General features: G+C 64.0%; 19 protein-coding genes. 11 read left to right on the plus strand and 8 right to left on the minus strand.

The annotated features are described in order from the left end of the window. Positions 1–14: 14 nt before the first annotated feature. From ACXHGZ_RS18770 to ACXHGZ_RS18790, 5 genes are all read left to right on the plus strand, one after another. Positions 15–2,054, plus strand: a complete 2,040-nt coding sequence (locus ACXHGZ_RS18770) for a TonB-dependent copper receptor (protein WP_480460936.1) — start codon at positions 15–17, stop codon at positions 2,052–2,054. Between the two features lie 57 nt (positions 2,055–2,111). Next, positions 2,112–3,476: a PepSY-associated TM helix domain-containing protein gene (locus ACXHGZ_RS18775; RefSeq protein ID WP_480460938.1), complete on the plus strand. Its 1,365-nt coding sequence runs from the start codon at positions 2,112–2,114 to the stop codon at positions 3,474–3,476. Between the two features lie 285 nt (positions 3,477–3,761). Then, positions 3,762–4,733 (plus strand): IS110 family RNA-guided transposase, encoded by a 972-nt coding sequence (locus ACXHGZ_RS18780; RefSeq protein WP_480460242.1) that lies wholly within the window; start codon positions 3,762–3,764, stop codon positions 4,731–4,733. 196 nt (positions 4,734–4,929) lie between these two features. Further along, entirely contained in the window at positions 4,930–6,345 is a 1,416-nt protein-coding gene (gene cycA / locus ACXHGZ_RS18785) for a D-serine/D-alanine/glycine transporter (RefSeq protein ID WP_480460939.1), read from the plus strand. A 39-nt stretch (positions 6,346–6,384) separates the two neighbouring features. Then, positions 6,385–6,903 (plus strand): GNAT family N-acetyltransferase, encoded by a 519-nt coding sequence (locus ACXHGZ_RS18790; protein ID WP_480460941.1) that lies wholly within the window; start codon positions 6,385–6,387, stop codon positions 6,901–6,903. A 208-nt stretch (positions 6,904–7,111) separates the two neighbouring features. Here ACXHGZ_RS18790 and ACXHGZ_RS18795 read toward each other — a convergent pair whose 3' ends face one another. Next, positions 7,112–7,417, minus strand: a complete 306-nt coding sequence (locus ACXHGZ_RS18795) for a chaperone modulator CbpM (RefSeq protein WP_084854275.1) — start codon at positions 7,415–7,417, stop codon at positions 7,112–7,114. A gap of 2 nt (positions 7,418–7,419) precedes the next feature. Then, on the minus strand, positions 7,420–8,367 hold the full coding sequence (cbpA, locus tag ACXHGZ_RS18800) for a curved DNA-binding protein (protein ID WP_084854273.1): 948 nt from the start codon (positions 8,365–8,367) through the stop codon (positions 7,420–7,422). A 164-nt stretch (positions 8,368–8,531) separates the two neighbouring features. Here cbpA and ACXHGZ_RS18805 point away from each other — a divergent pair, with 164 nt between their 5' ends. Further along, the gene (locus tag ACXHGZ_RS18805) at positions 8,532–9,803 is read left to right on the plus strand and encodes an Hsp70 family protein (protein ID WP_480460943.1); all 1,272 of its coding nucleotides are present in this window, start codon (positions 8,532–8,534) and stop codon (positions 9,801–9,803) included. Between the two features lie 134 nt (positions 9,804–9,937). Here the strand turns inward: ACXHGZ_RS18805 and ACXHGZ_RS18810 are convergent, their stop codons facing one another. The 3 genes from ACXHGZ_RS18810 to ACXHGZ_RS18820 form a co-directional block, all read right to left on the minus strand. Beyond that, a complete protein-coding gene (locus ACXHGZ_RS18810) occupies positions 9,938–10,945 on the minus strand; it encodes an AI-2E family transporter (RefSeq protein WP_084854268.1) in 1,008 nt (335 codons plus the stop codon). Between the two features lie 71 nt (positions 10,946–11,016). Further along, positions 11,017–11,289 (minus strand): PsiF family protein, encoded by a 273-nt coding sequence (locus ACXHGZ_RS18815; RefSeq protein ID WP_084854266.1) that lies wholly within the window; start codon positions 11,287–11,289, stop codon positions 11,017–11,019. 73 nt (positions 11,290–11,362) lie between these two features. Next, positions 11,363–12,148: an AraC family transcriptional regulator gene (locus ACXHGZ_RS18820; RefSeq protein ID WP_480460946.1), complete on the minus strand. Its 786-nt coding sequence runs from the start codon at positions 12,146–12,148 to the stop codon at positions 11,363–11,365. A gap of 137 nt (positions 12,149–12,285) precedes the next feature. Between ACXHGZ_RS18820 and ACXHGZ_RS18825 the strand changes: the two genes are divergently transcribed. After that, positions 12,286–13,179, plus strand: coding sequence for a DMT family transporter (locus ACXHGZ_RS18825; protein ID WP_480460947.1), 894 nt, complete (start codon positions 12,286–12,288; stop codon positions 13,177–13,179). Here ACXHGZ_RS18825 and ACXHGZ_RS18830 read toward each other — a convergent pair. Continuing rightward, positions 13,160–14,050, minus strand: coding sequence for an esterase/lipase family protein (locus tag ACXHGZ_RS18830; protein WP_480460949.1), 891 nt, complete (start codon positions 14,048–14,050; stop codon positions 13,160–13,162). The two genes, ACXHGZ_RS18825 and ACXHGZ_RS18830, sit on opposite strands and share 20 nt — an antisense overlap. A gap of 125 nt (positions 14,051–14,175) precedes the next feature. On the opposite strand from ACXHGZ_RS18830, the gene osmE reads away from it, so the two are divergent. Continuing rightward, on the plus strand, positions 14,176–14,517 hold the full coding sequence (osmE, locus tag ACXHGZ_RS18835) for an osmotically-inducible lipoprotein OsmE (RefSeq protein WP_084854257.1): 342 nt from the start codon (positions 14,176–14,178) through the stop codon (positions 14,515–14,517). Positions 14,518–14,978: 461 nt separating this feature from the next. Here osmE and ACXHGZ_RS18840 read toward each other — a convergent pair whose 3' ends face one another. Continuing rightward, positions 14,979–17,042 (minus strand): AsmA family protein, encoded by a 2,064-nt coding sequence (locus ACXHGZ_RS18840; RefSeq protein ID WP_480460951.1) that lies wholly within the window; start codon positions 17,040–17,042, stop codon positions 14,979–14,981. 320 nt (positions 17,043–17,362) lie between these two features. Here ACXHGZ_RS18840 and ACXHGZ_RS18845 point away from each other — a divergent pair, with 320 nt between their 5' ends. The 3 genes from ACXHGZ_RS18845 to ACXHGZ_RS18855 all read left to right on the plus strand — a co-directional run bounded on the left by ACXHGZ_RS18845 (position 17,363) and on the right by ACXHGZ_RS18855 (position 19,824). Next, on the plus strand, positions 17,363–17,863 hold the full coding sequence (locus ACXHGZ_RS18845; RefSeq protein WP_480460953.1) for a phage infection protein: 501 nt from the start codon (positions 17,363–17,365) through the stop codon (positions 17,861–17,863). A 121-nt stretch (positions 17,864–17,984) separates the two neighbouring features. Continuing rightward, a complete protein-coding gene (locus ACXHGZ_RS18850) occupies positions 17,985–18,617 on the plus strand; it encodes a TetR family transcriptional regulator (protein WP_084854253.1) in 633 nt (210 codons plus the stop codon). Positions 18,618–18,726: 109 nt separating this feature from the next. Next, complete coding sequence (locus ACXHGZ_RS18855) at positions 18,727–19,824, plus strand: AGE family epimerase/isomerase (RefSeq protein WP_480460955.1); 1,098 nt, start codon at positions 18,727–18,729, stop codon at positions 19,822–19,824. Positions 19,825–19,926: 102 nt separating this feature from the next. On the opposite strand, the gene ACXHGZ_RS18860 is transcribed toward ACXHGZ_RS18855, so the two are convergent. Then, complete coding sequence (locus ACXHGZ_RS18860; RefSeq protein ID WP_224457074.1) at positions 19,927–20,694, minus strand: SDR family oxidoreductase; 768 nt, start codon at positions 20,692–20,694, stop codon at positions 19,927–19,929. Positions 20,695–21,236 lie beyond the last annotated feature (542 nt).

Consider the following 21,236-nt stretch of genomic DNA (forward strand, 5'->3'; position numbering starts at 1 on the left):
CGACTGGAATCACTATGTCCGGCTGTACCCCTGTTTTTGCCCTTTCCCTGCGCGGCACCCTCGCCGCACTGTGCGGCTCGCTGCTCGCGCCCGTGGCCCTGGCCGCCGAAACCGGCCGCCTCGAAGGTCATGTGCACGACTCGGCCGAGCTGAGCCCGACGGTGGTCACCGCCATCGCCCCCAGCTCGCCGCTGACCGTGGTCGCCAACCCCAAGGACCCACGCCAACCCGTACCGGCCAGCGACGGTGCCGACTATCTCAAGACCATCCCCGGCTTCTCGGCCATCCGCGCAGGTGGCACCAACGGCGACCCGGTACTGCGCGGCATGTTCGGCTCGCGGCTTAACATCCTCACCAACGGCGGCGTGATGCTGGGCGCCTGCCCCAGCCGCATGGACGCACCAACGTCCTACATCTCGCCGGAAACCTACGACCGCCTGACAGTGATCAAGGGCCCACAGAGCGTGATCTGGGGCCCGGGCGGTTCGGCCGGGACCATCCTCTTCGAACGCGAGCCGGAGCAGTTCGGCGAACTCGGCAGCCGCGTCAACGCCAGCCTGCTGGCCGGCTCCCATGGCCGCTTCGACAAAGTGCTCGATGCCGCTGCCGGCACCGGCCAGGGCTACGCCCGCTTCGTCGGCAATCAGTCGCGAGCCGATGACTACGATGACGGTAACGGTGACACGGTGCCCTCACGCTGGGACAAGTGGAACGGCGACGTCACCCTCGGCTGGACGCCGGACCAGGACACCCTGCTGGAACTCACCGCCGGCAAGGGCGACGGCGAGGCCCGCTACGCCGGGCGCGGCATGGACGGCTCGCAGTTCAAGCGCGAGAGCCTGGGCCTGCGTTTCGAGAAGTCCAACCTGGGCGAAGTGCTCGACAAGGTAGAAGCACAGGTCTACTACAACTACGCCGACCATGTGATGGACAACTACAGCCTGCGCACGCCGGGCATGATGGCGATGGTCAGCAACGTCGACCGTCGCACCATGGGCGCACGCGTCAAGGCCACCTGGCGCTGGGCCGATGTGCAGTTGGTTTCCGGTATCGATGCGCAGACCAACGAACACCGCAAGCGCGGTGGCATGGCGGTGGACGCACACAAGGGCCAGCCCTGGACCAAGGACGCCGACTTCCACAACTATGGGCTGTTCAGCGAGCTGACCTGGTACGCCACCGGCGAGGATCGCCTGGTCACCGGGGCGCGCCTGGATCGCGCCTCGGCCCGCGATTTCCGCAAGGACAGCCCGACCGCCGGGGACACCCGCGCCGACACCCTGCCCAGCGGTTTCGTGCGCTACGAGCACGACCTGATGGCGATTCCTGCCACCACCTACATCGGCCTTGGTCATGCCCAACGCTTCCCAGACTACTGGGAGCTGTTCTCGCCCAAACAGGGACCGAACGGTTCGCGCAATGCCTTCGACAGCATCAAGCCGGAAAAGACCACCCAGCTGGACTTCGGCATCCAGTACCGCGATGAGCGCCTGGACGCCTGGGCCTCGGGCTATGTCGGGCAGATCCGTGACTACATCCTGTTCGACTATCAAGGCATAAACAGCCAGGCACGCAATATCGACGCCCGTATCATGGGCGGCGAACTCGGCGCGGCCTACAAGCTGAACGAAAACTGGAAAGCCGACGCCACCGTGGCCTACGCCTGGGGCAAGAACAGCAGCGATGACAAGGCCCTGCCGCAGATGCCGCCATTGGAAAGCCGCCTCGGCCTGACCTACAGCCGCGACACTTGGAGCGTCGGAGCCCTGTGGCGCCTGGTGGCGGCGCAGAACCGCATCGCCGAAAACCAGGGCAACGTGGTCGGCAAGGACTACGAGAACAGCGCAGGCTTCGGCGTGTTCTCGTTCAACGGCGCCTACAAGGTGAACCGCAACCTCAAGCTCAGCGCAGGCGTCGACAACCTGTTCGACAAGGCCTACGCCGAGCACCTGAACCTGGCCGGGAACGCCGGGTTCGGCTACCCGGCCAGCGACCCGCAGCCGGTGATGGAGCCCGGCAGGACCTTCTGGACCAAGGTCGACATCAGCTTCTGACAACAACGAACCAGGCGCGGCCATCCCCGCGCCTGACCGGTCTCTCGGGAGGTTCACATGAACGAAAAACGCATCTCCTTCTACAACCTGGCCTGGCGCTGGCATTTCTATGCCGGGCTGTTCGTCGCGCCCTTCATGATCCTGCTGGCGATCACCGGGATCATCTACCTGTTCAAGCCCCAGCTCGACCCACTGCTCTACCGCGACCTGATGGTGGTCGAGGCCGGCCACCACCGGCAGGACGCCGACACGCTCCTGGCCGAGGTACGCCGGGCTTATCCACAGGGGCACGTGGGCCAGTACCTGCCGCCGGTCGATGCCGAGCGCAGCGCGCAGTTCGTGGTGCACGACGGCGGGCGCGAACTGAACGTGTTCATCGACCCGTACAGCGCCAAGGTACTCGGCGAGCAGGACGGCAAGAACAACCTGCAAGCAGTGGCCAGGGCCCTGCACGGTGAGCTGATGGTCGGCACCGTGGGTGATCGGCTGGTGGAGCTGGCCGCCGGCTGGGGCATCGTGCTGGTGGTGTCCGGCCTGTACCTGTGGTGGCCACGCGGGCGCAGCAGTGCTGGCGTGTTGTGGCCACGGCTGTCGGCACGCGGCAGGGTGCTGTGGCGCGACCTGCATGCGGTCACGGGGTTCTGGGGCTCGCTCCTGCTGCTGTTGATGCTGCTCAGCGGCATGACTTGGACGGGCCTGTGGGGCAAGCAGTACGCCGACCTGTGGAATCGCTTCCCGGCGGCCATGTGGAACGACGTGCCCAAGTCCGATCAGCAGGCCCGCGAGCTGAACAATGCCCACCGCCAGACCGTGCCCTGGGCCGTGGAGAATACGCCGATGCCGGTGTCCGGCGCCCATGCCGAGCATGCGGGCCACCACGCCATGGCCAGCGGCCCCGCAGCACCCCAGGTGACCTTGCAACAGGTCGAGGACGTGGCCACCGCGCGCAAGGTCGAGCCAGGCTACAGCATCACCCTGCCGACCACCGCCGAAGGCGTGTTCACCATCGCGGTGTTCGCCGACGACCCTCGCAATGACGCCACCTTGCACGTTGACCAGTACACCGGCCGGGTGCTGGCCGATGTGCGCTGGCAGGACTACAGCCCGGTCGCCCGCGCTACCGAGCTTGGGGTGATGCTGCACGAAGGGAAGATGTTCGGGCCGCTCAACCAGCTCATCATCCTGCTGGTGTGCCTGATGATCCTGCTGGGCTCGGTCAGCGGGCTGGTGATGTGGTGGAAGCGCCGCCCCAACGGCGGCCTGGGTGTGCCGCCGCTGCGCCATGACCTGCCACGCTGGAAGACCGCCACAGGGGTGATGCTGGTGCTGGGTGTCGCGTTCCCGCTGGTGGGAGTGTCGATGCTGGTGATGTGGGCCGTCGACAGCCTGGTGGTGCGCCGCAAGGTGCTCGCCAGGGCGTGACTCCATAGGGGCCGCGGTGCGGCCCTTTCGCGGCACAAGGCCGCTCCTTGTATCTCGACTTTCGCCTTCCAAGAGGCGAAAGTTCTCGACTGATCATCGAGGGAGGGTCATGAAGCGGAGCCGCTCCAAGGGCATCGAGCCCGTATTGTAGATAACGCTCAGACCCTCCAACCCCACTCGAACAGTTCGAACGGTATCTAGTGCCCGCCCCCGGCGTGAGCACGCATTCACAAGGTTGAACCGAGTGCTGGGTGATCGAACTTTCGTTGTCTGAAGGAGAAGATCATGTCTGTTGTTGTTGGCGTCGATGTAGCCAAGCGATCCTTCGATATTGCGACTCCACTTCCCAATGGGAAGGTTCGCACCAAGGCCAAGCTGTCCAATGATCCGAGTGGTTTTGAGCAGTTCGCAACCTGGCTTGAGAAACATGCCGAACCGCGTGCCTGGGTTGTCATGGAGGCCACTGGCACTTATCACGAGGCGCTTGCCGATTGCCTTCATGCCAAGGGTTACCGGGTGTGCATTCTGAATCCCGCCGTAATTGCCAAGTTTGCCGAGGCCGACCTTCGACGCGTCAAAACCGATAAGGCTGATGCCAAGGTTATTGCTGCTTATGGCCAGCAAAAACAGGATGAGCTCCGTCAGTGGGAGCCTGAGCCGCCAGCTCAGCGGCGTTTGCGGGCCTTAGTACGGCGTCTGGACGACCTGAAAGAAATGCAGCAGATGGAGCAGAACCGTCTGGATGTGGCGCAGACAGCTGTGCAGGAGTCAATCAGAGCTGTAATTGGGCATATCACCGAAGAAATAGAGAAAACCCGCAAGGCGATTGAGCAGACGATCGATGACGATCCGGATCTGCGCCAACGGCGAAAACTGATTACATCGATTGATGGTCTGGGTGATACCACAGCCGCACTGATCCTCGCAGAACTGGGTGATCCGCTGAAATACGAAAGCCCGTCAGCCATTGTTGCGTTTGCAGGTCTGAACCCGATGATCCATCAATCGGGGGAGAAGATTGGCCAATCGACCATTTCTCGCACAGGAGCGCCGAGGCTGCGCGCCGGCTTGTGGATGTCAGGCACGGTCTCGATCAGACACAACCCGGTCGTGAAGGCACTGGCAGAGCGTTTGAACAGCCGGCGTAAAGCCTATAAGCAGATAGTTTGCGCTGCTATGCGCAAGCTTTTGCACCTGGTGTATGGCGTGGTGAAGTCCGGTAAACCGTTTGACCCTCAAATCGCCCTTGCGGGGTGAGGGTCAAGACGGTATCTACAAAAGAGCCGTGCCCCTGTGGAGCGGCCTTGTGCCGCGAAAGGGCTGTACAGCAGCCCCTCTTGCACACGCTCTGCCCCGGCAAAATGGAGTCGATCTGTCGCGCCACGATCTGGAACGCGCGTGTTAGCCTACCTGGCTTTCCCGCAAGAAGACCGATCTCAATGGAATGCAGCCCATGACCCAGACCTCCTCCACACCGGCAGACGACACCCATCTGCAACGCAACCTCACCAACCGCCATATCCAGCTGATCGCCATCGGCGGCGCCATCGGTACCGGCCTGTTCATGGGCTCGGGCAAGACCATCAGCCTGGCGGGCCCGTCGATCATCTTCGTCTACATGATCATCGGCTTCATGCTGTTCTTCGTCATGCGCGCCATGGGCGAACTGCTGCTGTCGAACCTCAACTACAAGTCCTTCATCGATTTCTCCGCCGACCTGCTGGGCCCCTGGGCCGGTTATTTCACCGGCTGGACCTACTGGTTCTGCTGGGTCATCACCGGCATCGCCGACGTGATCGCCATCGCCGCCTACTCGCAGTTCTGGTTCCCCGACCTGCCCCAGTGGATACCGGCGCTCACCTGCGTGGCGGTGCTGCTGTCGCTGAACCTGATCACCGTGAAGATGTTCGGCGAGATCGAGTTCTGGTTCGCCATGATCAAGATCGTCGCCATCCTGGGCCTGGTCGCAACGGGCCTGTACATGGTGATCACCGGCTTCGCGTCGCCCGCCGGGCGCACGGCGCAGTTGGCCAACCTGTGGAACGATGGCGGCATGTTCCCCAACGGCATGATGGGCTTCTTCGCAGGTTTCCAGATCGCCGTGTTCGCCTTCGTCGGCATCGAGCTGGTAGGCACCACGGCCGCCGAAGCGAAGAACCCCGAACGCACCCTGCCACGGGCGATCAACTCCATCCCCGTGCGCATCATCGTGTTCTACGTGCTGGCTTTGATCGCCATCATGGCAGTCACTCCGTGGCGCGACGTGGTGCCGGGCAAGAGCCCGTTCGTCGAACTGTTCGTCCTGGCCGGCTTGCCGGCGGCAGCGAGCATCATCAACTTCGTGGTGCTGACCTCAGCGGCGTCCTCGGCCAACAGCGGCGTGTTTTCCACCAGCCGCATGCTCTACGGCCTGTCCCAGGAAGGCGACGCGCCCAAGGCCTTCGAGAAGTTGTCGCGGCGGGCCGTGCCGGCCAACGGGCTGTATTTCTCCTGCACCTGCCTGCTGCTCGGTGCCGTGCTGATCTACGTGATCCCCGACCTGGTGGAGGCCTTCACCTTGGTCACCACGGTTTCGGCGCTGCTGTTCATGTTCGTCTGGACGCTGATCCTGCTGTCGTACCTGACCTACCGCAAGCACCGCCACGCACTGCACCAGGCCTCGACCTACAAGATGCCTGGCGGGCGCCTGATGTGCTATGTATGCCTGGTGTTCTTCGCCTTCATCCTGGTATTGCTGAGCCTGGAGGCCGATACCCGCGCTGCGCTGGTCGTCACGCCGTTGTGGTTCGTGATCCTGGCCGTGACCTACCAGGTGGTGCGGAACAAACGCCACCCACGCACCGCCGTGCGTGGCAACCAGGGCAGCTGAAGCTGCCCCAACCCGCACTCTCCCTTGCGAGCCGCCACCATGCACCCTGAAATCCGCGAAGCCCAGCCCGAAGACCTCCCCGGCATCCTCGACATCTACAACGACGCCGTGCGCAACACCCTGGCGATCTGGAACGAAGCGCCGGTGGATCTTGCCAACCGCCTGGCCTGGTTCACCGCGCGGGCCGAACAGGGTTACCCGATCCTGGTGGCGGTGGATGACAGCGGGGTGCTGGGCTATGCCTCGTTCGGGGACTGGCGGCCGTTCGAAGGGTTTCGCCACACCATCGAGCATTCGGTCTACGTGCGCAGCGACCAGCGCGGCAGGGGCCTGGGCCTGATGCTGCTGGAGGCCCTGATCGAACGGGCGCGGGCGTGCGGCAAGCATGTGATGGTCGCGGCGATCGAAAGCGGCAATGCCGCTTCGATCCGCCTGCACGAGCGGCTGGGCTTCGTGGTGACCGGGCAGATGCCGCAGGTGGGAGTGAAGTTCGGCCGCTGGCTGGACCTGACCTTCATGCAGCTGATGCTCGACCCAGGGGCCGAGCCAAGGGACTGAAGGCCTGTCAGTTCGCCAACTATTGGGTTTTGCACAACCTGTGGGAGCGGCGCAATCTCGGTGGGAGCTTGCGACAGCCTGCGATGGGCTGCAAAACAGCCCCAAGCCTCAAACGGTGGATTTAAGGGGCCGCTTTGCGGCCCATCGCAGGCTCCGCCAGCTCCTACAAGGGGCCTGCAGGGCGCCTGCACAATCAATCCAAGCAGGCTCACATATGGATGAACCGGCCCAGCCGCTGGCGCAGCATGCTGTTCTCGCTGCGCAGTTGCTGCACCTCGTCCAGCAACTCCAATGCCAGGGCCACGCCCTCCCATTCCAGCTCCAGCTCCTGATGCAGCTTCACCGCCCGCTTGGCCAGCAACGGCGCCTGGTCATCGAACAACCAGTCCTCCGGCGTTCGCCCTGAGGGTTCAACGATGCCGTGTTCGACGATTTCGATCACGCAGTCGGCCGTGATGTCGGCTTCCTGGCAGAGGGTTCGCATGTCCAGTTGAACGATCAGGGTGTTGCTCATGATCAACTACTCCATTGTGTCCTCGGATTGAACGCGGCTTTCTCGGAGAGCTTGGTCCAGAGTTCGCGCGTGGTGGCGTCCGACTGGCTGGGCATCACCACCTTGAGCTGGGCGTAGAGATCGCCGCGCTCGCCCTGCTTGTTCGCAAGGCCCATGCCCTTGACCCGCAGGCGCTGGCCGCTCTGGCTGTCGGGGCGGATGGTCAGGTTGATCTTGCCGGTCAACGTCGGCACTGCCACCTTGGCACCCAGGGCCGCCTCCCATGGCGCCAGAGGCACGGTGATGATCAGGTCGTGCCCTTCGACATCGAACAGCGGGTGCGGTGCCATGCGGATGGTCAGGAACAGGTCGCCATTGGCTCCGCCACCGATACCCGGGGCGCCCTGGCCTTTGAGGCGGATGCGCTCACCGTCCGTCACCCCGGCAGGGATCTTGACGTTCAGGGTCTTGGTGGTGAACCCGGTACGCTGCCCGGCCGCGTTGGTCTGCGGAACCTGGAAGCTGATCTGCTTGGATTCCTTGCTCAGGGTTTCTTCGAGGAAGATCGCCAGTTCCAGCTCCACGTCCTGCCCTCGCCTGCCCGCGCTGCGCTGCTGACCACGACCGAACGGGTTGCCGCCCCGGGCGCCGAAGATCGAACTGAAGAAATCGGAGAAGTCGCCGCCTTCGAAACCACCGCCGCCGCCACGGCTTTCCCAGCCCGGCGGCGCCTGGAACGGCCTGCCGTGCTGGCCACCGTACTTGCGGATCTCGTCGAACTCGGCGCGTTTCTGGGCGTCGCCCAGCACTTCGTAGGCCTCGTTGGCCTCCTTGAATTTTTCCTCGGCGTCGCGTTCCTTGCTGACGTCGGGGTGATACTTGCGCGCGAGCTTGCGGTAGGCGGCCTTGATCGCCTTGTCATCCGCCGTCGGCTCCACGCCGAGTATCTTGTAATAGTCTTTGAAGTCCATCTAAGGCATCACCGTTGGAAATTTTTACGATGTTTCTGAAGATTGGGGTCAAGCATAGCCTTTCAAGGTTCGCCTGGGGTTGCTGTAGAGCAGACGACCGGTCTTGATTTAGCTGGCCACTGGCATAAACTGCGCGGCCGTTTTGCCTCCGGAAGCTGCTCCCCATGTCTGACGTATCCCCGGCCCGTGCCTGTGGCATCGACTTCGGCACCTCCAATTCCACGGTCGGCTGGCACCGCCCCGGCGTGGAATCGCTGATCGCCCTGGAAGACGGCAAGATCACCCTGCCCTCGGTGGTCTTCTTCAACATCGAGGAGCGGCGCCCGGTCTATGGCCGCCTGGCCCTGCACGAATACCTGGAAGGCTACGAAGGGCGCCTGATGCGCTCGCTCAAGAGCCTGCTCGGCTCCAAGCTTATCAAGCACGACACCAGCGTGCTGGGTACCGCCCTGCCGTTCAAGGACCTGCTGGGCATGTTCATCGGCGAGCTGAAGAAACGCGCCGAGGCCAATGCCGGCCGCAGCTTCGACGAAGTGGTGCTGGGCCGCCCGGTGTTCTTCGTCGACGACGACCCGGTCGCCGACCAGGAGGCCGAGGACACCTTGGCCGAGGTGGCCCGCAAGATCGGTTTCAAGGAGGTCTCGTTCCAGTACGAGCCGATCGCCGCGGCGTTCGACTACGAGTCGGGCATCAGCCGCGAAGAGCTGGTGCTGATTGTCGACATCGGCGGTGGTACCTCGGACTTCACCCTGATCCGCCTGTCGCCGCAACGCCACCTGGTGGCCGAGCGCCAGAGCGACATCCTCGCCACGGGCGGCGTGCACATCGGCGGTACCGACTTCGACAAGCAACTGAGCCTGCAAGGCGTGATGCCCTTGTTCGGCTACGGCAGCCGGATGAAGAGCCAAGCCTTGATGCCTACCAGCTACCACCTCAACCTGGCGACCTGGCACACCATCAACGCGCTGTATTCGCAGAAGTCGCAACTGGCCCTGGGCAGCATGCGCTACGACATCGAGGACACCTTGGGGATAGACCGGCTGTTCAAGCTGATCGAGGAGCGTGCCGGGCACTGGCTGGCCATGGAAGTGGAAGCGAGCAAGATCGAGCTGACCGAGCACGAAAGCCGGCGCATCGACCTGGGCCGTATCGAGCCGGCGCTGGCCGTGGACCTGACCCGTGGGCTGTTCGAGGAGGCCATCGAAGGGCTGCTGGAACGGGTGCGCGGCAGCGTCAGCGAACTGCTGAACAAGGCCGGCGTGAGCGAGGGGCAAGTGGACACGGTGTTTTTCACCGGCGGCTCCAGCGGCATCCCGGCGCTGCGCAACAGCGTGGCAGCGATGCTGCCCAATGCCCGCCATGTGGAAGGCAATATCTTCGGCAGCATCGGCAGCGGGTTGGCGATCGAGGCGCGCAAGCGCTACGGCGTAGCCTGATAACCGGCGTCTGTCTGCACCGCCCTATCGCCGGCAAGCCGGCTCCCACAGGGATTTCGCAAGTCTTGAGAACGGCGCAATCTCGGTGGGAGCCGGCTTGCCGGCGATAGGGCCAGTGCAGGCCACCACCGAAATCAGACCAACTCCGCCCGCTTCAGCTCGCTCTTGAGGTAGGCGTAATAGATCGGCCCCGCCACCACCCCCGGCAGCCCGAACGCCGCCTCGAACACCAGCATCGCCAACAGCAGCTCCCACGACTTGGCACTGATCTGCCCGCCGACGATCCGCGCGTTGAGGAAGTACTCGACCTTGTGGATCACGATCAGGTAGCCCAGCGCCGCCACCGCCACCCAGATCGACAGCGACAGGCCGACGATGGTGATCAGCGTGTTGGACATCAGGTTACCGATCACCGGCAGCAGGCCCAGCAGGAACGTCAACACGATCAGGGTCTTGGTCAACGGCAGATGCACGCCGAACAGCGGGAACACCACGGCCAGGAAGATCCCGGTGAAGAAGGTGTTGAGCAGGGAGATCTTGATCTGCGCGAAGACGATGTTGCGAAACGCCTGCACCAGCAGGCTCAGGCGTTCGAACAGCGCCGCGGCCAACGGCTTGCGCCGGGAGATGTCGGGGATCCGCTGCAGGGCGACGATGGCGCCCAGGATCATGCCGATCAGCAAGGTGACGAACATGTGCGCCATGCCCTTACCCACCAGTTGCAGCTCGCCCAGGTGGCTCTTGAGCCAGTCGCCGATGGCCACCTTGAACTCGGCAGCGCTGGCCGGCAGGTAGCCTTCGATGAACGGCGGCAGCTGGCTGCGGGCCCGCTCTACGAGCCCCATGAACTTGTCCAGCGACGCGCCAGGGTTTTCCGCCTCGTGCAAGAGGAAGCTGAAGGCACCTGCGATCAGCAGGGTCAGGGTGCTGACCACCAGGGTGCCGAGCAGGGCCACGGCCAGCCAGCGCGCACGCTGCCCGGCAATGACCGGTTGCAACCGGGGGGTGAGCATGTTGACCAGCTCGAACACCAGCAGGCCGGCCAACAGGCTGGGCAACAGCTTCAGGGGCAACGCCAGCAGTAGGCCGGCAAACACGATGATCCAGCTGGCCAGGGTGACCTGGCGGGGGGTGAAGGTCATACAGCCTCAACGGCAGACAACGGGAAAGATCCGCAGTCTGCCAGCCTTCGCCGTACAAACATAGGCGCAGGTCACTTCTTCTTGAGGCAGTCGCTCATGAAGGCCTTGCGCTCATCGCCCTTGAGCGCCTTGCTGGTGGCATCGGCGTTGCAGGTCTTCATTTTCTCCTGCTGGGTGGTTTTCAGGCATTTGCTCATGAAGGCCTTGCGCTCGTCACCCTTGAGGGTTTGTGCGGTGGCTTCGGCGTTGCAGGTTTTCATCTTTTCTTGCTGCGCAGTGGCGGCGAATCCCTGCGCGCTGATCATCACACCCAATACCAGCAATGGTACGTGCAGCATCTTCATGAAGCATCTCCTTGTCTCCACGCTGTGCGCGCGGTCGTCGAGCAGAGTGTAGACAAAATTTGTCATTCCCTGCTCAGCCCATGCGTGCCCGCCGCCGGTACTGCTCCGGCGTGCAATGGGCCTGGCGCTGGAACATGGCGATGAACGCCGACGCGGTGCTGTAGCCGAGGTCGAAGGCGATGGCCTGGATCGGCAGGCCCGCCTCCAGCGCCTCGATCGCACGCAAAAAACGCAGGCGCAGGCGCCACTCGCCGAAGCTGATACCCAGCTCGCGGAGAAACTGGCGCGCCAGGGTCCGTTCGCTGACGAACACCTGGCTGGCCCAGTCGGCCAGCGGGCGGTTGTCCCCGGGCTCGGCATGCAAGGCGTCGAGCACCTGGCGCAGGCCCTCGCTGCGGGCGAAGGGCAAGTAGCAGCGTTGGGTCGGCGCCAGGTGCAACTGGTCGAGCAGCACCTGGACCAGGCGCAGATCACGTTCGTCCTGCGCGACCTTGAGGTCGCGCTGGGCGAAGTCGCCGAGGATGGCCTTGAGGATGTCGCTGATGACCAGGCTGCAAGGGGTTGCCGGCAAGCCTTGGCACACGTCCCGGTCGAGATAGACCGAGCGATAGACAATGGCCTGGGGGTTATAGCAGCCATGCTCGGTGCCCGGCGGGACCCACACGGCGTAATGCGGCGGCGAGACGAAGCGCTGCCCCTCGACATCTAGGTGCATGACGCCGTGGGCAGCGTAATTGAGCTGCCCCCAGGGATGACGGTGCGGGGCGCTGTGGGTGTCGGCGCCGAACTCATCGTAGCGGAAGTACACCGGGGCCGGGAGGTGGTCGAAGGTTGGGATGTCGAGGTATTTGCGGGCCATGTTGGCTGCTTCGTGGGGTGGATTGTCCGTTTGCAAGTATAGGCATATGGACGGACAAGAGATAATGGCTGCCAGTCGGGGTCGCTGCGCGACCCTTTCGCGGCACAAGACCGCTCCTACACGAGATTCACTGCTGCATGAATTACCTGTTCCCCCTGCTGGCGATCCTTATCTGGGCCGGCAATACCGTAGTCACCAAGATGTCCGCAGGCGCTATCCACCCTGCGGAAATCGGCTTCTACCGCTGGTTGCTGGCAGGCCTGCTGTTCACCCCATTCCTGTTGCCGCAGGTCTGGCGCAACCGTGCGGCCATCGCTCCGCACCTGGGCAAGGTCTTCATCCTCGGCGTGCTGGGCATGGCCATGTACCAGAGCCTGGCCTACTTCGCCGCCGGCATCACCAGTGCCACCAACATGGGCATCATCCTCTCGCTGATGCCGCTGATGTCCCTGGCCCTGGCCATCGCCTGGCTCGGCCAGCGGCTGACCTTCGGTGCGCTGTTCGGCGCCCTGGTGTCGTTCGTCGGCGTACTGGAAGTGGTCTCGGCAGGCCAGCCTGCGGCGCTGCTGCAGCAAGGCCTGAACGGCGGCGACCTGATGATGCTGGTGGCCACCTTCGCCTATGCGCTGTACAGCTTCCTGCTGAAGAAATGGCAACTGCGCGTACCCGCGATGCAGCTGCTGTACTTGCAGGTGCTGGTGGCGATCATCGTGCTGCTGCCGCTGTTCGTGCTGTCGCCGAAGACCGGCCTGAACGCGCATAACATCGGCCTGGTGCTGTATGCCTGTATCCTCGCCTCCATGGTCGCCCCCCGGGTATGGATGCAGGCCGTGCACCGCCTGGGCCCGAGCCGTACCACGCTGTTCTTCAACCTGCTGCCGGTGGTCACTGCGCTGATCGCCGCCGTGGTGCTGGACGAGCGCCTGGCCAGCTACCACTTGTACGGCGGCCTGCTGACTCTGCTGGGCGTGCTCCTTGCCGAGCGCTGGACTACGCCGCTGCGCAAGGTCGCTACAGCCCCGCGGCCTTGAGCCTTGCGGCATGCTCGGTGAACAAGCGCACCGGGTCGGCGCCCTTGCCCACGGCACCAAGGGACTGGTTGACGATGTCCAAGTGATCCAACGGGTAGTCGTCGCCGATCACCTGGCCCAGGTGCGAGCTGTAGCGCCCGACCATGCCGTCGCACTGGCCCCTTTCACGCACGAAGGTACGCGCGAACAGCCGGCAGAAGCGGTTGCTGCCATCGAAGCGGTTGCGGCCCTGGTCGGTGCGCCCAGGCTGCAAGGTCCCGGACCAGGAGTAATAGCGCACCCCATCGACTTCGTAGGCGCCTTCACCGCCCCAGGTCGTCGGCAGGCCCTGTGGATAGGCCTGGTTGAAGCGAGCGACCCCGGCGGTGGTGAAGGACTGGTGCGAAGCGTGCACATCGATGGGCAGCGGGTCGCGGCGCCAGCCGGTCTCCAGCCATACCAGCAATACGGCCAGGGCATGCAAGGCCGCTTTGAGCAGCCGCCCCTGGGGTGAATCGCCCGGTGCCTTGCGCTCGAGGTAGTCGGCCAGCTCCGACCCCTGGTTGGGCCCGGCAACCGAGGTCACCGAGGCCACCCGGTCAGGGCGCTTGGCCGCGGCGTAGCGGGCGCTCAAGGCGCCCTGGCTATGGCCGATCAGGTTGACCCGCTCGGTGCCGGTACGCTGGCAGATATCCTCGATGATCGCCAGCAACTGTTCGCCGCGCAGTTCGCTGCAATGCAGCGGCGAGACCTGCACAGGGAACACCTGCGCACCGCCCCGGCGCAGCGCCGGCACGATGCCGAACCAGTAGGGGTAGAGCAGCACCCGCACGAAACCGAGCATGCCCGGTACCAGCACCAGCGGGTAGCGCGTGGCCAGCGCCTGGTTCATGGCTCCCTCCCCTCTCCTGGGCGATGCGCCCAACACTACCGCGCAGGGCCTGGCCATCGCAATCGAACTCCTGGCGCGCGGTGCGGTTCCAAACCAGAACAGACCCCTGAGCAAGGAGCGGGACCATGTACAAGCAGACCCTGGCAATCCTTCTGACCAGCGCGGCCCTGGCCGGCTGCGGCAGCCACCCGGAAAACCCGGTGGACTACGTGACCTACCGCGACGAACCGCTGGTCAAGCAGGTGGAGAACGGCATGACCATGCAGAAGGTCATCGCCATCGGCGGCAGCCCTTCGAGCGCCACCGACCTGCCCAACGGCGGCACCTGCAACGACTACATCCTCAACCGTGACGGCCATCAGCAGCCGTACTACGTGCGCTTCGACGCCACCGGCCATGTCGACGCCAAGGGCTTCAAGACCTGCAAGCAACGAGAAGAGGACCGCGAGGCCGTCCCTGGTGCCTGAGCCCTCCCTGATTGACCGTGACCCACCTGATCCTTTCGGAGATGAACATGAGCATGCCGACGATATGGCGGACCTGTTGAAGGGGCTTTAGGTTGCCGGGGGGCGGGTTCGTCGTGAGAGGTTCAGCGCCTATCCGATCGAGCGCCGCCCGCGCGGCGCATCGCGAGCTGCGCTCGCTCCTACGTTTGTTTACGGCCAGTAACGCCTGTGACAAGCGCGCGCGACCGCCGGGTTCGTACGACACAACCTTGCGTCAGGCGCCAAAGCGTCCGCGCGAAAATCCCACAGGATGGACTGGCCCGAAACAAACGTAGGAGCGAGCGCAGCTCGCGATGCGCCGCGCGGGCGGCGCTCGATCTGTACCTCACCTTGAATCCCAAGGCATGCACCTGGAGGCCCTCACCCTACCTCCCCGACAAGCAAATCGCAGCCACGCTTCCCCCGGCTTTCCGTGAAGAACCTTACTTTTTGCCCTTCACCGCAGCCGGCGCCTTGCCCGCCTTCATCCGCTCGAGCAACGGCGTGCACTGGTTGGGCACATCCCCACTGGGCGCGATCAGCGCCAGTAGTCCCGCCGCCGGCCCGATCGCCACACCCAAGGCCACCATCCCCGCTCCACGCAGCGCCAGCGGTACCGCTTGCACCCCCGCGCGCGGGTTGGCGAAGGTGCCACGCACATAAAGCGGCGAACGCAGGGAGAACAGGCGCACCCCCTTGGACTCAGGCGTTATCTTCAGGTCCAGTTGCTCACTGGCGAAATTCGCTGTGCCGTTGACGTAGATGATCGCGTTCTCGGTGTCGAAGACGAACAATCGGGTGGTCGCCAGGCCATCCTTGATGCCGACATCGGCCGCCGCGCAGTTGATCTTCACTTCCTCGTCGCCGAACAGCTTGCCCAGCACATAGTTGCCCACGTTGAGCCCGGCGATCTCCATCAGGCTACGGCTGATGGCGCCATCATTGATCAACAGGCTCAGGTCACCATTGGCGGTGCCCAGCAAGGCCGCCACCGAATTGCCGCGCCCACTCAGGTCCGCATCACCATTGAGCTCGCCGAAGCTGGTCTGCATCGGGGCGAAGGTCGGGAACAACTGCTTGAGCTTGAAGCCACGGGCCGACAACCGTGCCCTACCCTGCAGCGGCACGCTGCGGCCATCCAGGCGGATGTTCGAATTCAGGTTGCCGCCGGCCACGCCAAAGCGCAGGGGTTCCAGGCGCAGCACGCCATCCTCCAGCACCACATGGGCGGACAGGTCCTTGAACGGCAGTTGCTCACTGTGAACGATGCGCTTGCCGCTGAAGGTGACGTCAGCATCCATGGCCCGCCAGCGCTCGGTACGAAACGCCTCCACCGGCAGCACCTTGCCTGCTGGCTGCTTGCTCGCCCCGCCGCGAGCCTTCTGCTCGGCGTTGGAGTCGGCACCGATCAGCGGTGCCAGGTCCTTGAACAGCAGCTGGTTGGACACCAGCGTGCCGGAGAGTCTGGGCCGCGGCTTGCTGGCGACGAAGGCCAGGTCACCATGGATGTCGCTGTCGCCGATCTTGCCGTTGAAACCTTCATAGCGGAATCGCGCCCCCTCAGGCTCGTGCAGGTTGGCGATCAGGTGGCCATCGGTGGCATAGGCCGGGGTGTCGGGCAGGGTCACGCCGGTCAGCGGGTAGAGATTGCCCAGGCTGCTGCCGGACAAGCGCAGGCGCAGGTCGAGCGCGCCGAGATTGCGCGGGTCGGTCAGGGTGCCGGCGAGCGCCACCCGGGTATCGCCGATGCGTGCATCGGCCTGCAACGGGAATGGCTGGCTGGCGTCCTGCAAGGCCAGCAGGCCGCCGATCTTGCCAGTGCCGGACACGGCCTGGCCCTTGTAGGTACCCTGCACCTTCAGGCCGAAGGCGTAGTCCTGGGCACCACCAGCTTTCTCGGCACTGGCCTTGCCGACGATTTCGCTGAAGGGGATCGGCTTGCCCAAGGGGTCGATCTGCACGCTCATGCGGGTCTTGAGGGTCTGGTCGTCGAAACGCACGTTGCCTTGGTCGAAGCCGATGGCGCCGATGTCCAATACCCACTTGGACGGCTCGGCATTTTCATCCTTGGGCCCGAAGTCGAAGGTCCAGTTGGCACGGCCGTCGGCCAGCCGAGTGAGGCTTGCGGTCGGCTTGGTGAGGTCGATGCGCGGGATGACGATCTGCTGGAACACCAGCGGCACCGGCGCCAGGCGGAAGGCCACGCGCTCCAGGCCGACCATGCGTGGCTCCTCGAGCCAGTCGGGGTTGCCCAGGGTGAGGTCTTCGGCGATGAAGTGCGGCCAGGGCACCCAAGCCCGCCAGCCGCCCTCCTCGGGTTCGCGGCGCCACTGCACGGCGAGGTTGCCGTTGATCGCGAATGGCCTGTGCAGGGCTTCGGACACCTTCTCGTTGAGCAGCGGCTTGACGCGGTTCCAGTCGAATGTAGCGATCACTACCACCAGTATCGCCAGCAGGGTCAACAGGCTGGTGAAAATCCAGACGAGGATTCGGACGGGACGCGTCATTGCGTGATTCTCCTGACTGCATGGCACGAAGCGGGTGCGAACTTAGTATGTCGGACTGACGAAAACCCGCTGGGTTTTATCAATGGCGATGATAACGGAGATTTTCCTGGCGCCTTTCTCAGCTTTTGGTCGGCCGTCACCGGCCCTGCGCCAGGCGCACGCATTCGCCCGCGGCGCTGGAATGGCCGGGCCAGAGCCGTCGCCCGCTGTATCAATGCCGTCGATTGTTACCATTATCCGTATGAACTTCTCTGTGGAGTTACCAAGCGTAGCATTGGCCTCGTACCCACTTTCCAGCCCCCCAGAGGAGCACCGAGATCATGAAACGCCACCTGCTGCTGAGCCTTGCCCTGTCTGCCCTTGCCGCCAATGCCTTCGCCCTGCCGGCCGAGGAACAACACCTGAACGCCGAGTCGCGCTCCAGCGCCGCCACTGTTTCGCAACCGCTGAACACGCTGGCAGAAGGTGGCTCCGATCGCCTGATCGAGCGTAACAACCGCGTCGCCGAAGGCGGCTCCGATCGCCTGATCGAGCGTAACAACCGCGTCGCCGAAGGCGGCTCCGATCGCCTGATCGAACGTAACAACCGTGTTGCCGAGGGTGGTTCCGATCGCCTGATCGAGCGTAACAACCGCGTCGCCGAAGGCGGTTCCGATCGCCTGATCGAGCGTAACAACCGCGTCGCCGAAGGGGGTTCCGATCGCCTGATCGAGCGTAACAACCGCGTCGCCGAAGGGGGTTCCGATCGCCTGATCGAGCGTAACAACCGCGTTGCCGAGGGTGGTTCCGATCGCCTGGTCGAACTCAGCCGCATGAGCTGATCGCCATGACCAAGAACAACAACCCTCCCTGCGCTTGCTGTTCCCCTCCAAGCCCGGTCCATTGACCGGGCTTCGTTTTTTTATCTAGAGTGCCCAGCCGTACAGCCACAGAATCCGCCCCATGCTGCCGCGCGCCGAACAAAAGCTACAGACCCGCCAGGCCCTGCTGGATGCCGCCTGCCAGCTCATGGAGAGCGGCCGGGGTTTCGGCAGCATCAGCCTGCGCGAGGTGGCCAGGGCCGCCGGCATCGTCCCCACGGGCTTCTACCGCCACTTCCCGGACATGGACGCTTTGGGCCTGGCCCTGGTCGCCGAAGTCGATGCCACCTTCCGCCAGACCATCCGCCTCGTGCGGCACAACGAATTCGAGCTCGGAGGCATCACCGACGCCTCGGTGCGCATCTTCCTCGACGTGGTCGCCGCGCACCGCGCCCAGTTCCTGTTCCTTGCCCGCGAGCAGTACGGCGGCTCCCAGGCCGTGCGCCAGGCCATCGCCCGCCTGCGCCAGGACATCAGCGACGACCTGGCCACCGACCTTGCCCGCATGGCGCGCTGGCAGCACCTGGATAATGCGGCCCTGGCCGTCATGGCCGACCTAGTGGTCAAGACCGTGTTCGCCACCTTGCCAGAGCTGATCGACTGCCCCGACCCCGACAACCCCCAGGCCCTGACGCCACAGGAAAAGATCACCCAGCAACTGCGCTTCATCTTCGTCGGCGCTCGGCACTGGCAAGGGCTCGGCAACCCGGGCTGATCCTGCTTTCCGTCGACAGCCCGCTCCCACGGGTGAACGTGAAGGCGAAAGCAACCCACAACCCCGTTCTGCTACCATGGCGCACTGCCCGATAGCGACGAGCGCCTTCATGCCCAACCCCCGCCTCCCTTTCCCCGAACTGGCCCGCTTCAACCAGCATTTCGCCGAACGTATCGTGCCGTTGTGGCAAGGCCCGGGCTGGAACGCCGAATTGGCCCTGCCCTTCGAGGCGCTCGACGGCACGCACCGGCCCATGCCGGTCCAACGCTACCGAGCCATGGCCTGCGCCCGTCAGCTGTACCTGTTCAGCAGCCGGATCGAGCAACCGGGCGCGGCCGAACGGGCTGCGGCGTTGTTCCGTTCGCTGCAACGTCACTTCCACGATGCCGAACACGGCGGCTGGTTCTACAGCATCGATGCCGAAGGCCGGCCGTTGGACCGGCGCAAGGACCTCTATACCCATGCCTTCATCGTCTTCGCTTGCGCCCATTACTGGGGCAAGGTGCGCGAGGGTCTGGTGGAGTCCGCGCTCAATGCCGCCCTGGATATCGTCGCCGAGCGTTTCGCTCGGGATGACGGGCTGTATGAGGCCAGCCTGGACGAAGACTGGTCGGACCTGGGCAGCGGCCCGTTGCAGAACCCACAGATGCACTTGGCCGAGGCCTTCCTGCAAACGCTGGCGGTACGCAGCGATGACGCTACCCGCCAGGCCCTGCTGAACCTGTGCGAGGCCCTGCAAGCCCACTTCATCGACCCGGCCCACGGCCTGATGCTGGAAAAGCCCCGTGGGGCTGTGGATAACTGGTTCGAACCGGGCCACCAGTTCGAATGGTTCTACCTGCTCGATACGTCGCCGCTGTTGCGTGAAAGCGCGCTGCACGCCTCCATCACCCGGGCGTTCGACTATGCCGAGCGGCATGGGGTCAAGGAGTCGGCGGTGCTGGCCATGCTGGATGTAGACGGCAAGGTGATCGACCCGACCCAACGCATCTGGGCCCAGGCCGAGTACCTGCGGGCGCTGGCCTTGCGTCCGGGTAGCGAGGGCAAGGTGCAGGTCCAGCTGCAAGCGCTGGAGAAGCGGTTCCTGCATGCAGGTGGCTGGCACGAATGCCGCGACGGCAACGGCGCGGTGAGCCGGCATGACATGCCCTCGACCACGCCCTACCACCTGGCGACCTGCCTGGAAGGCTTGCAGCACCTGGCTTGAAAGATTTCCCCCTACCTATGGGAGCAGGGTCACCCGCGAAGAAAACACAACCCGTGTGTGCCTGTTCGCGGGTAAACCCGCTCCCACATGTCTGGTGCCTACCTACCCTTTGGCCGAGCGATCGATCGAGAACCCTGCCCAGTCCTGGCTTACCGGCATCAGTTCAAGGCTGTTGATATTGATGTGCGCTGGCTGGTTGAGAATCCAGAAGATGGTCTCGGCGATATCCTGCGGCTGGATCGGCTCGGCGCCTGCATAGGTGGCATCGTAGCGCGCTTGGTCCCCGCCGAAGCGCACCAGCGAGAACTCGCTTTCGCACAGGCCCGGCTCGATATTACTGACGCGCACGCCCGTGCCACGCAGGTCGCAGCGCAGGCTCAGGGAAAACTGCCCGACGAAGGCCTTGGTGCCGCCATACACATGGCTGCCCGGGTAGGGATAGTTACCCGCCACCGAGCCCACGTTGAGGATACTCGCGCCACGGCCATGGGCGATCAGGCGAGGCAGCAGCAGCCGGGTGGTGTACATCAGCCCCTTGATGTTGGTGTCGACCATGGTTTCCCAGTCGTCCAGGTCGCAGTCCTGCGCAGGCGAAGCGCCCAGGGCCAGGCCTGCGTTGTTGACCAGGCCCTGGAGTTTGTCGAACGCTGGCGGCAGGTTGGCAATCGCCTGTTCCATGGCCTTGCGGTCACGCACATCGAGCACCAGGCCATGGACTTCGGTCTGGCCCGACAGCTCGGCGCACAGGGCATCCAGGCGCTCCTTGCGCCGACCGGTGAGCACGAGCTTCCAACCGGCCTTGGCGAAACGTCGGGCAGTGGCTTCACCGAACCCGGAAGTGGCGCCGGTAATGAATACGGTGGACGTCATGCTGATCTCCTTTCAGGTGGATAAGTGGATAGGCAGGCTTGCAGCATGCCCGCCGGCGCGGTTGCCAGCAAGCCGATCCAACTGCTGGTCAAGAAATAGCCAGATACCTGAAACCCTTGTGGCAGAGGTCTCGGATACGCCTATGCTCATGTTATCCACAAGGCTTTCCCCACGGATTGGGGGCAACTTGTCCATCCTGCGGAACGCTTTTCCTCCGACAGGCGCTCGAAAACGCCCTGTCGTGATGGCCCAAGGCTTTCAGCGACGCCGCCTGCAGCAGTCTGTCCAAGGCTTTTACACAGAGTTATCCACAGAGTTTTCCAGACGGCTGCAAGCCTCCCCAGGTAGTTGAAACCAAAGGAAAATCATCCCTGAAATGCTTTTGTTCAAAAAACGTACAGAATGCTGCAAGCCTTGACGACAAAGGCTTTGCGGCACATGCCACCATGTTTTCCACAGCCGGTTCCACACGATCCGTGGACAAAGCGAAGCCTGTGGAAACAACGACTTGCGAAGCGGTTTTGCGGGGCTTCCTGCGAGCA

The organism is Pseudomonas shiyinii (assembly GCF_056725765.1).

Coding starts and splice junctions, on each gene's coding strand:
- ACXHGZ_RS18830 (WP_480460949.1), bottom strand. CDS start 14,050: ATGAACCAGGCGCTGGCCACGCGCTACCCGCTGGTGCTGGTACCGGGC.
- ACXHGZ_RS18775 (WP_480460938.1), top strand. CDS start 2,112: ATGAACGAAAAACGCATCTCCTTCTACAACCTGGCCTGGCGCTGGCAT.
- ACXHGZ_RS18850 (WP_084854253.1), top strand. CDS start 17,985: ATGCTGCCGCGCGCCGAACAAAAGCTACAGACCCGCCAGGCCCTGCTG.
- ACXHGZ_RS18780 (WP_480460242.1), top strand. CDS start 3,762: ATGTCTGTTGTTGTTGGCGTCGATGTAGCCAAGCGATCCTTCGATATT.
- ACXHGZ_RS18825 (WP_480460947.1), top strand. CDS start 12,286: ATGAATTACCTGTTCCCCCTGCTGGCGATCCTTATCTGGGCCGGCAAT.
- cbpA (WP_084854273.1), bottom strand. CDS start 8,367: ATGGACTTCAAAGACTATTACAAGATACTCGGCGTGGAGCCGACGGCG.
- ACXHGZ_RS18790 (WP_480460941.1), top strand. CDS start 6,385: ATGCACCCTGAAATCCGCGAAGCCCAGCCCGAAGACCTCCCCGGCATC.
- ACXHGZ_RS18795 (WP_084854275.1), bottom strand. CDS start 7,417: ATGAGCAACACCCTGATCGTTCAACTGGACATGCGAACCCTCTGCCAG.
- ACXHGZ_RS18810 (WP_084854268.1), bottom strand. CDS start 10,945: ATGACCTTCACCCCCCGCCAGGTCACCCTGGCCAGCTGGATCATCGTG.
- ACXHGZ_RS18840 (WP_480460951.1), bottom strand. CDS start 17,042: ATGACGCGTCCCGTCCGAATCCTCGTCTGGATTTTCACCAGCCTGTTG.
- cycA (WP_480460939.1), top strand. CDS start 4,930: ATGACCCAGACCTCCTCCACACCGGCAGACGACACCCATCTGCAACGC.
- osmE (WP_084854257.1), top strand. CDS start 14,176: ATGTACAAGCAGACCCTGGCAATCCTTCTGACCAGCGCGGCCCTGGCC.
- ACXHGZ_RS18845 (WP_480460953.1), top strand. CDS start 17,363: ATGAAACGCCACCTGCTGCTGAGCCTTGCCCTGTCTGCCCTTGCCGCC.
- ACXHGZ_RS18815 (WP_084854266.1), bottom strand. CDS start 11,289: ATGAAGATGCTGCACGTACCATTGCTGGTATTGGGTGTGATGATCAGC.
- ACXHGZ_RS18855 (WP_480460955.1), top strand. CDS start 18,727: ATGCCCAACCCCCGCCTCCCTTTCCCCGAACTGGCCCGCTTCAACCAG.
- ACXHGZ_RS18770 (WP_480460936.1), top strand. CDS start 15: ATGTCCGGCTGTACCCCTGTTTTTGCCCTTTCCCTGCGCGGCACCCTC.
- ACXHGZ_RS18820 (WP_480460946.1), bottom strand. CDS start 12,148: ATGGCCCGCAAATACCTCGACATCCCAACCTTCGACCACCTCCCGGCC.
- ACXHGZ_RS18805 (WP_480460943.1), top strand. CDS start 8,532: ATGTCTGACGTATCCCCGGCCCGTGCCTGTGGCATCGACTTCGGCACC.
- ACXHGZ_RS18860 (WP_224457074.1), bottom strand. CDS start 20,694: ATGACGTCCACCGTATTCATTACCGGCGCCACTTCCGGGTTCGGTGAA.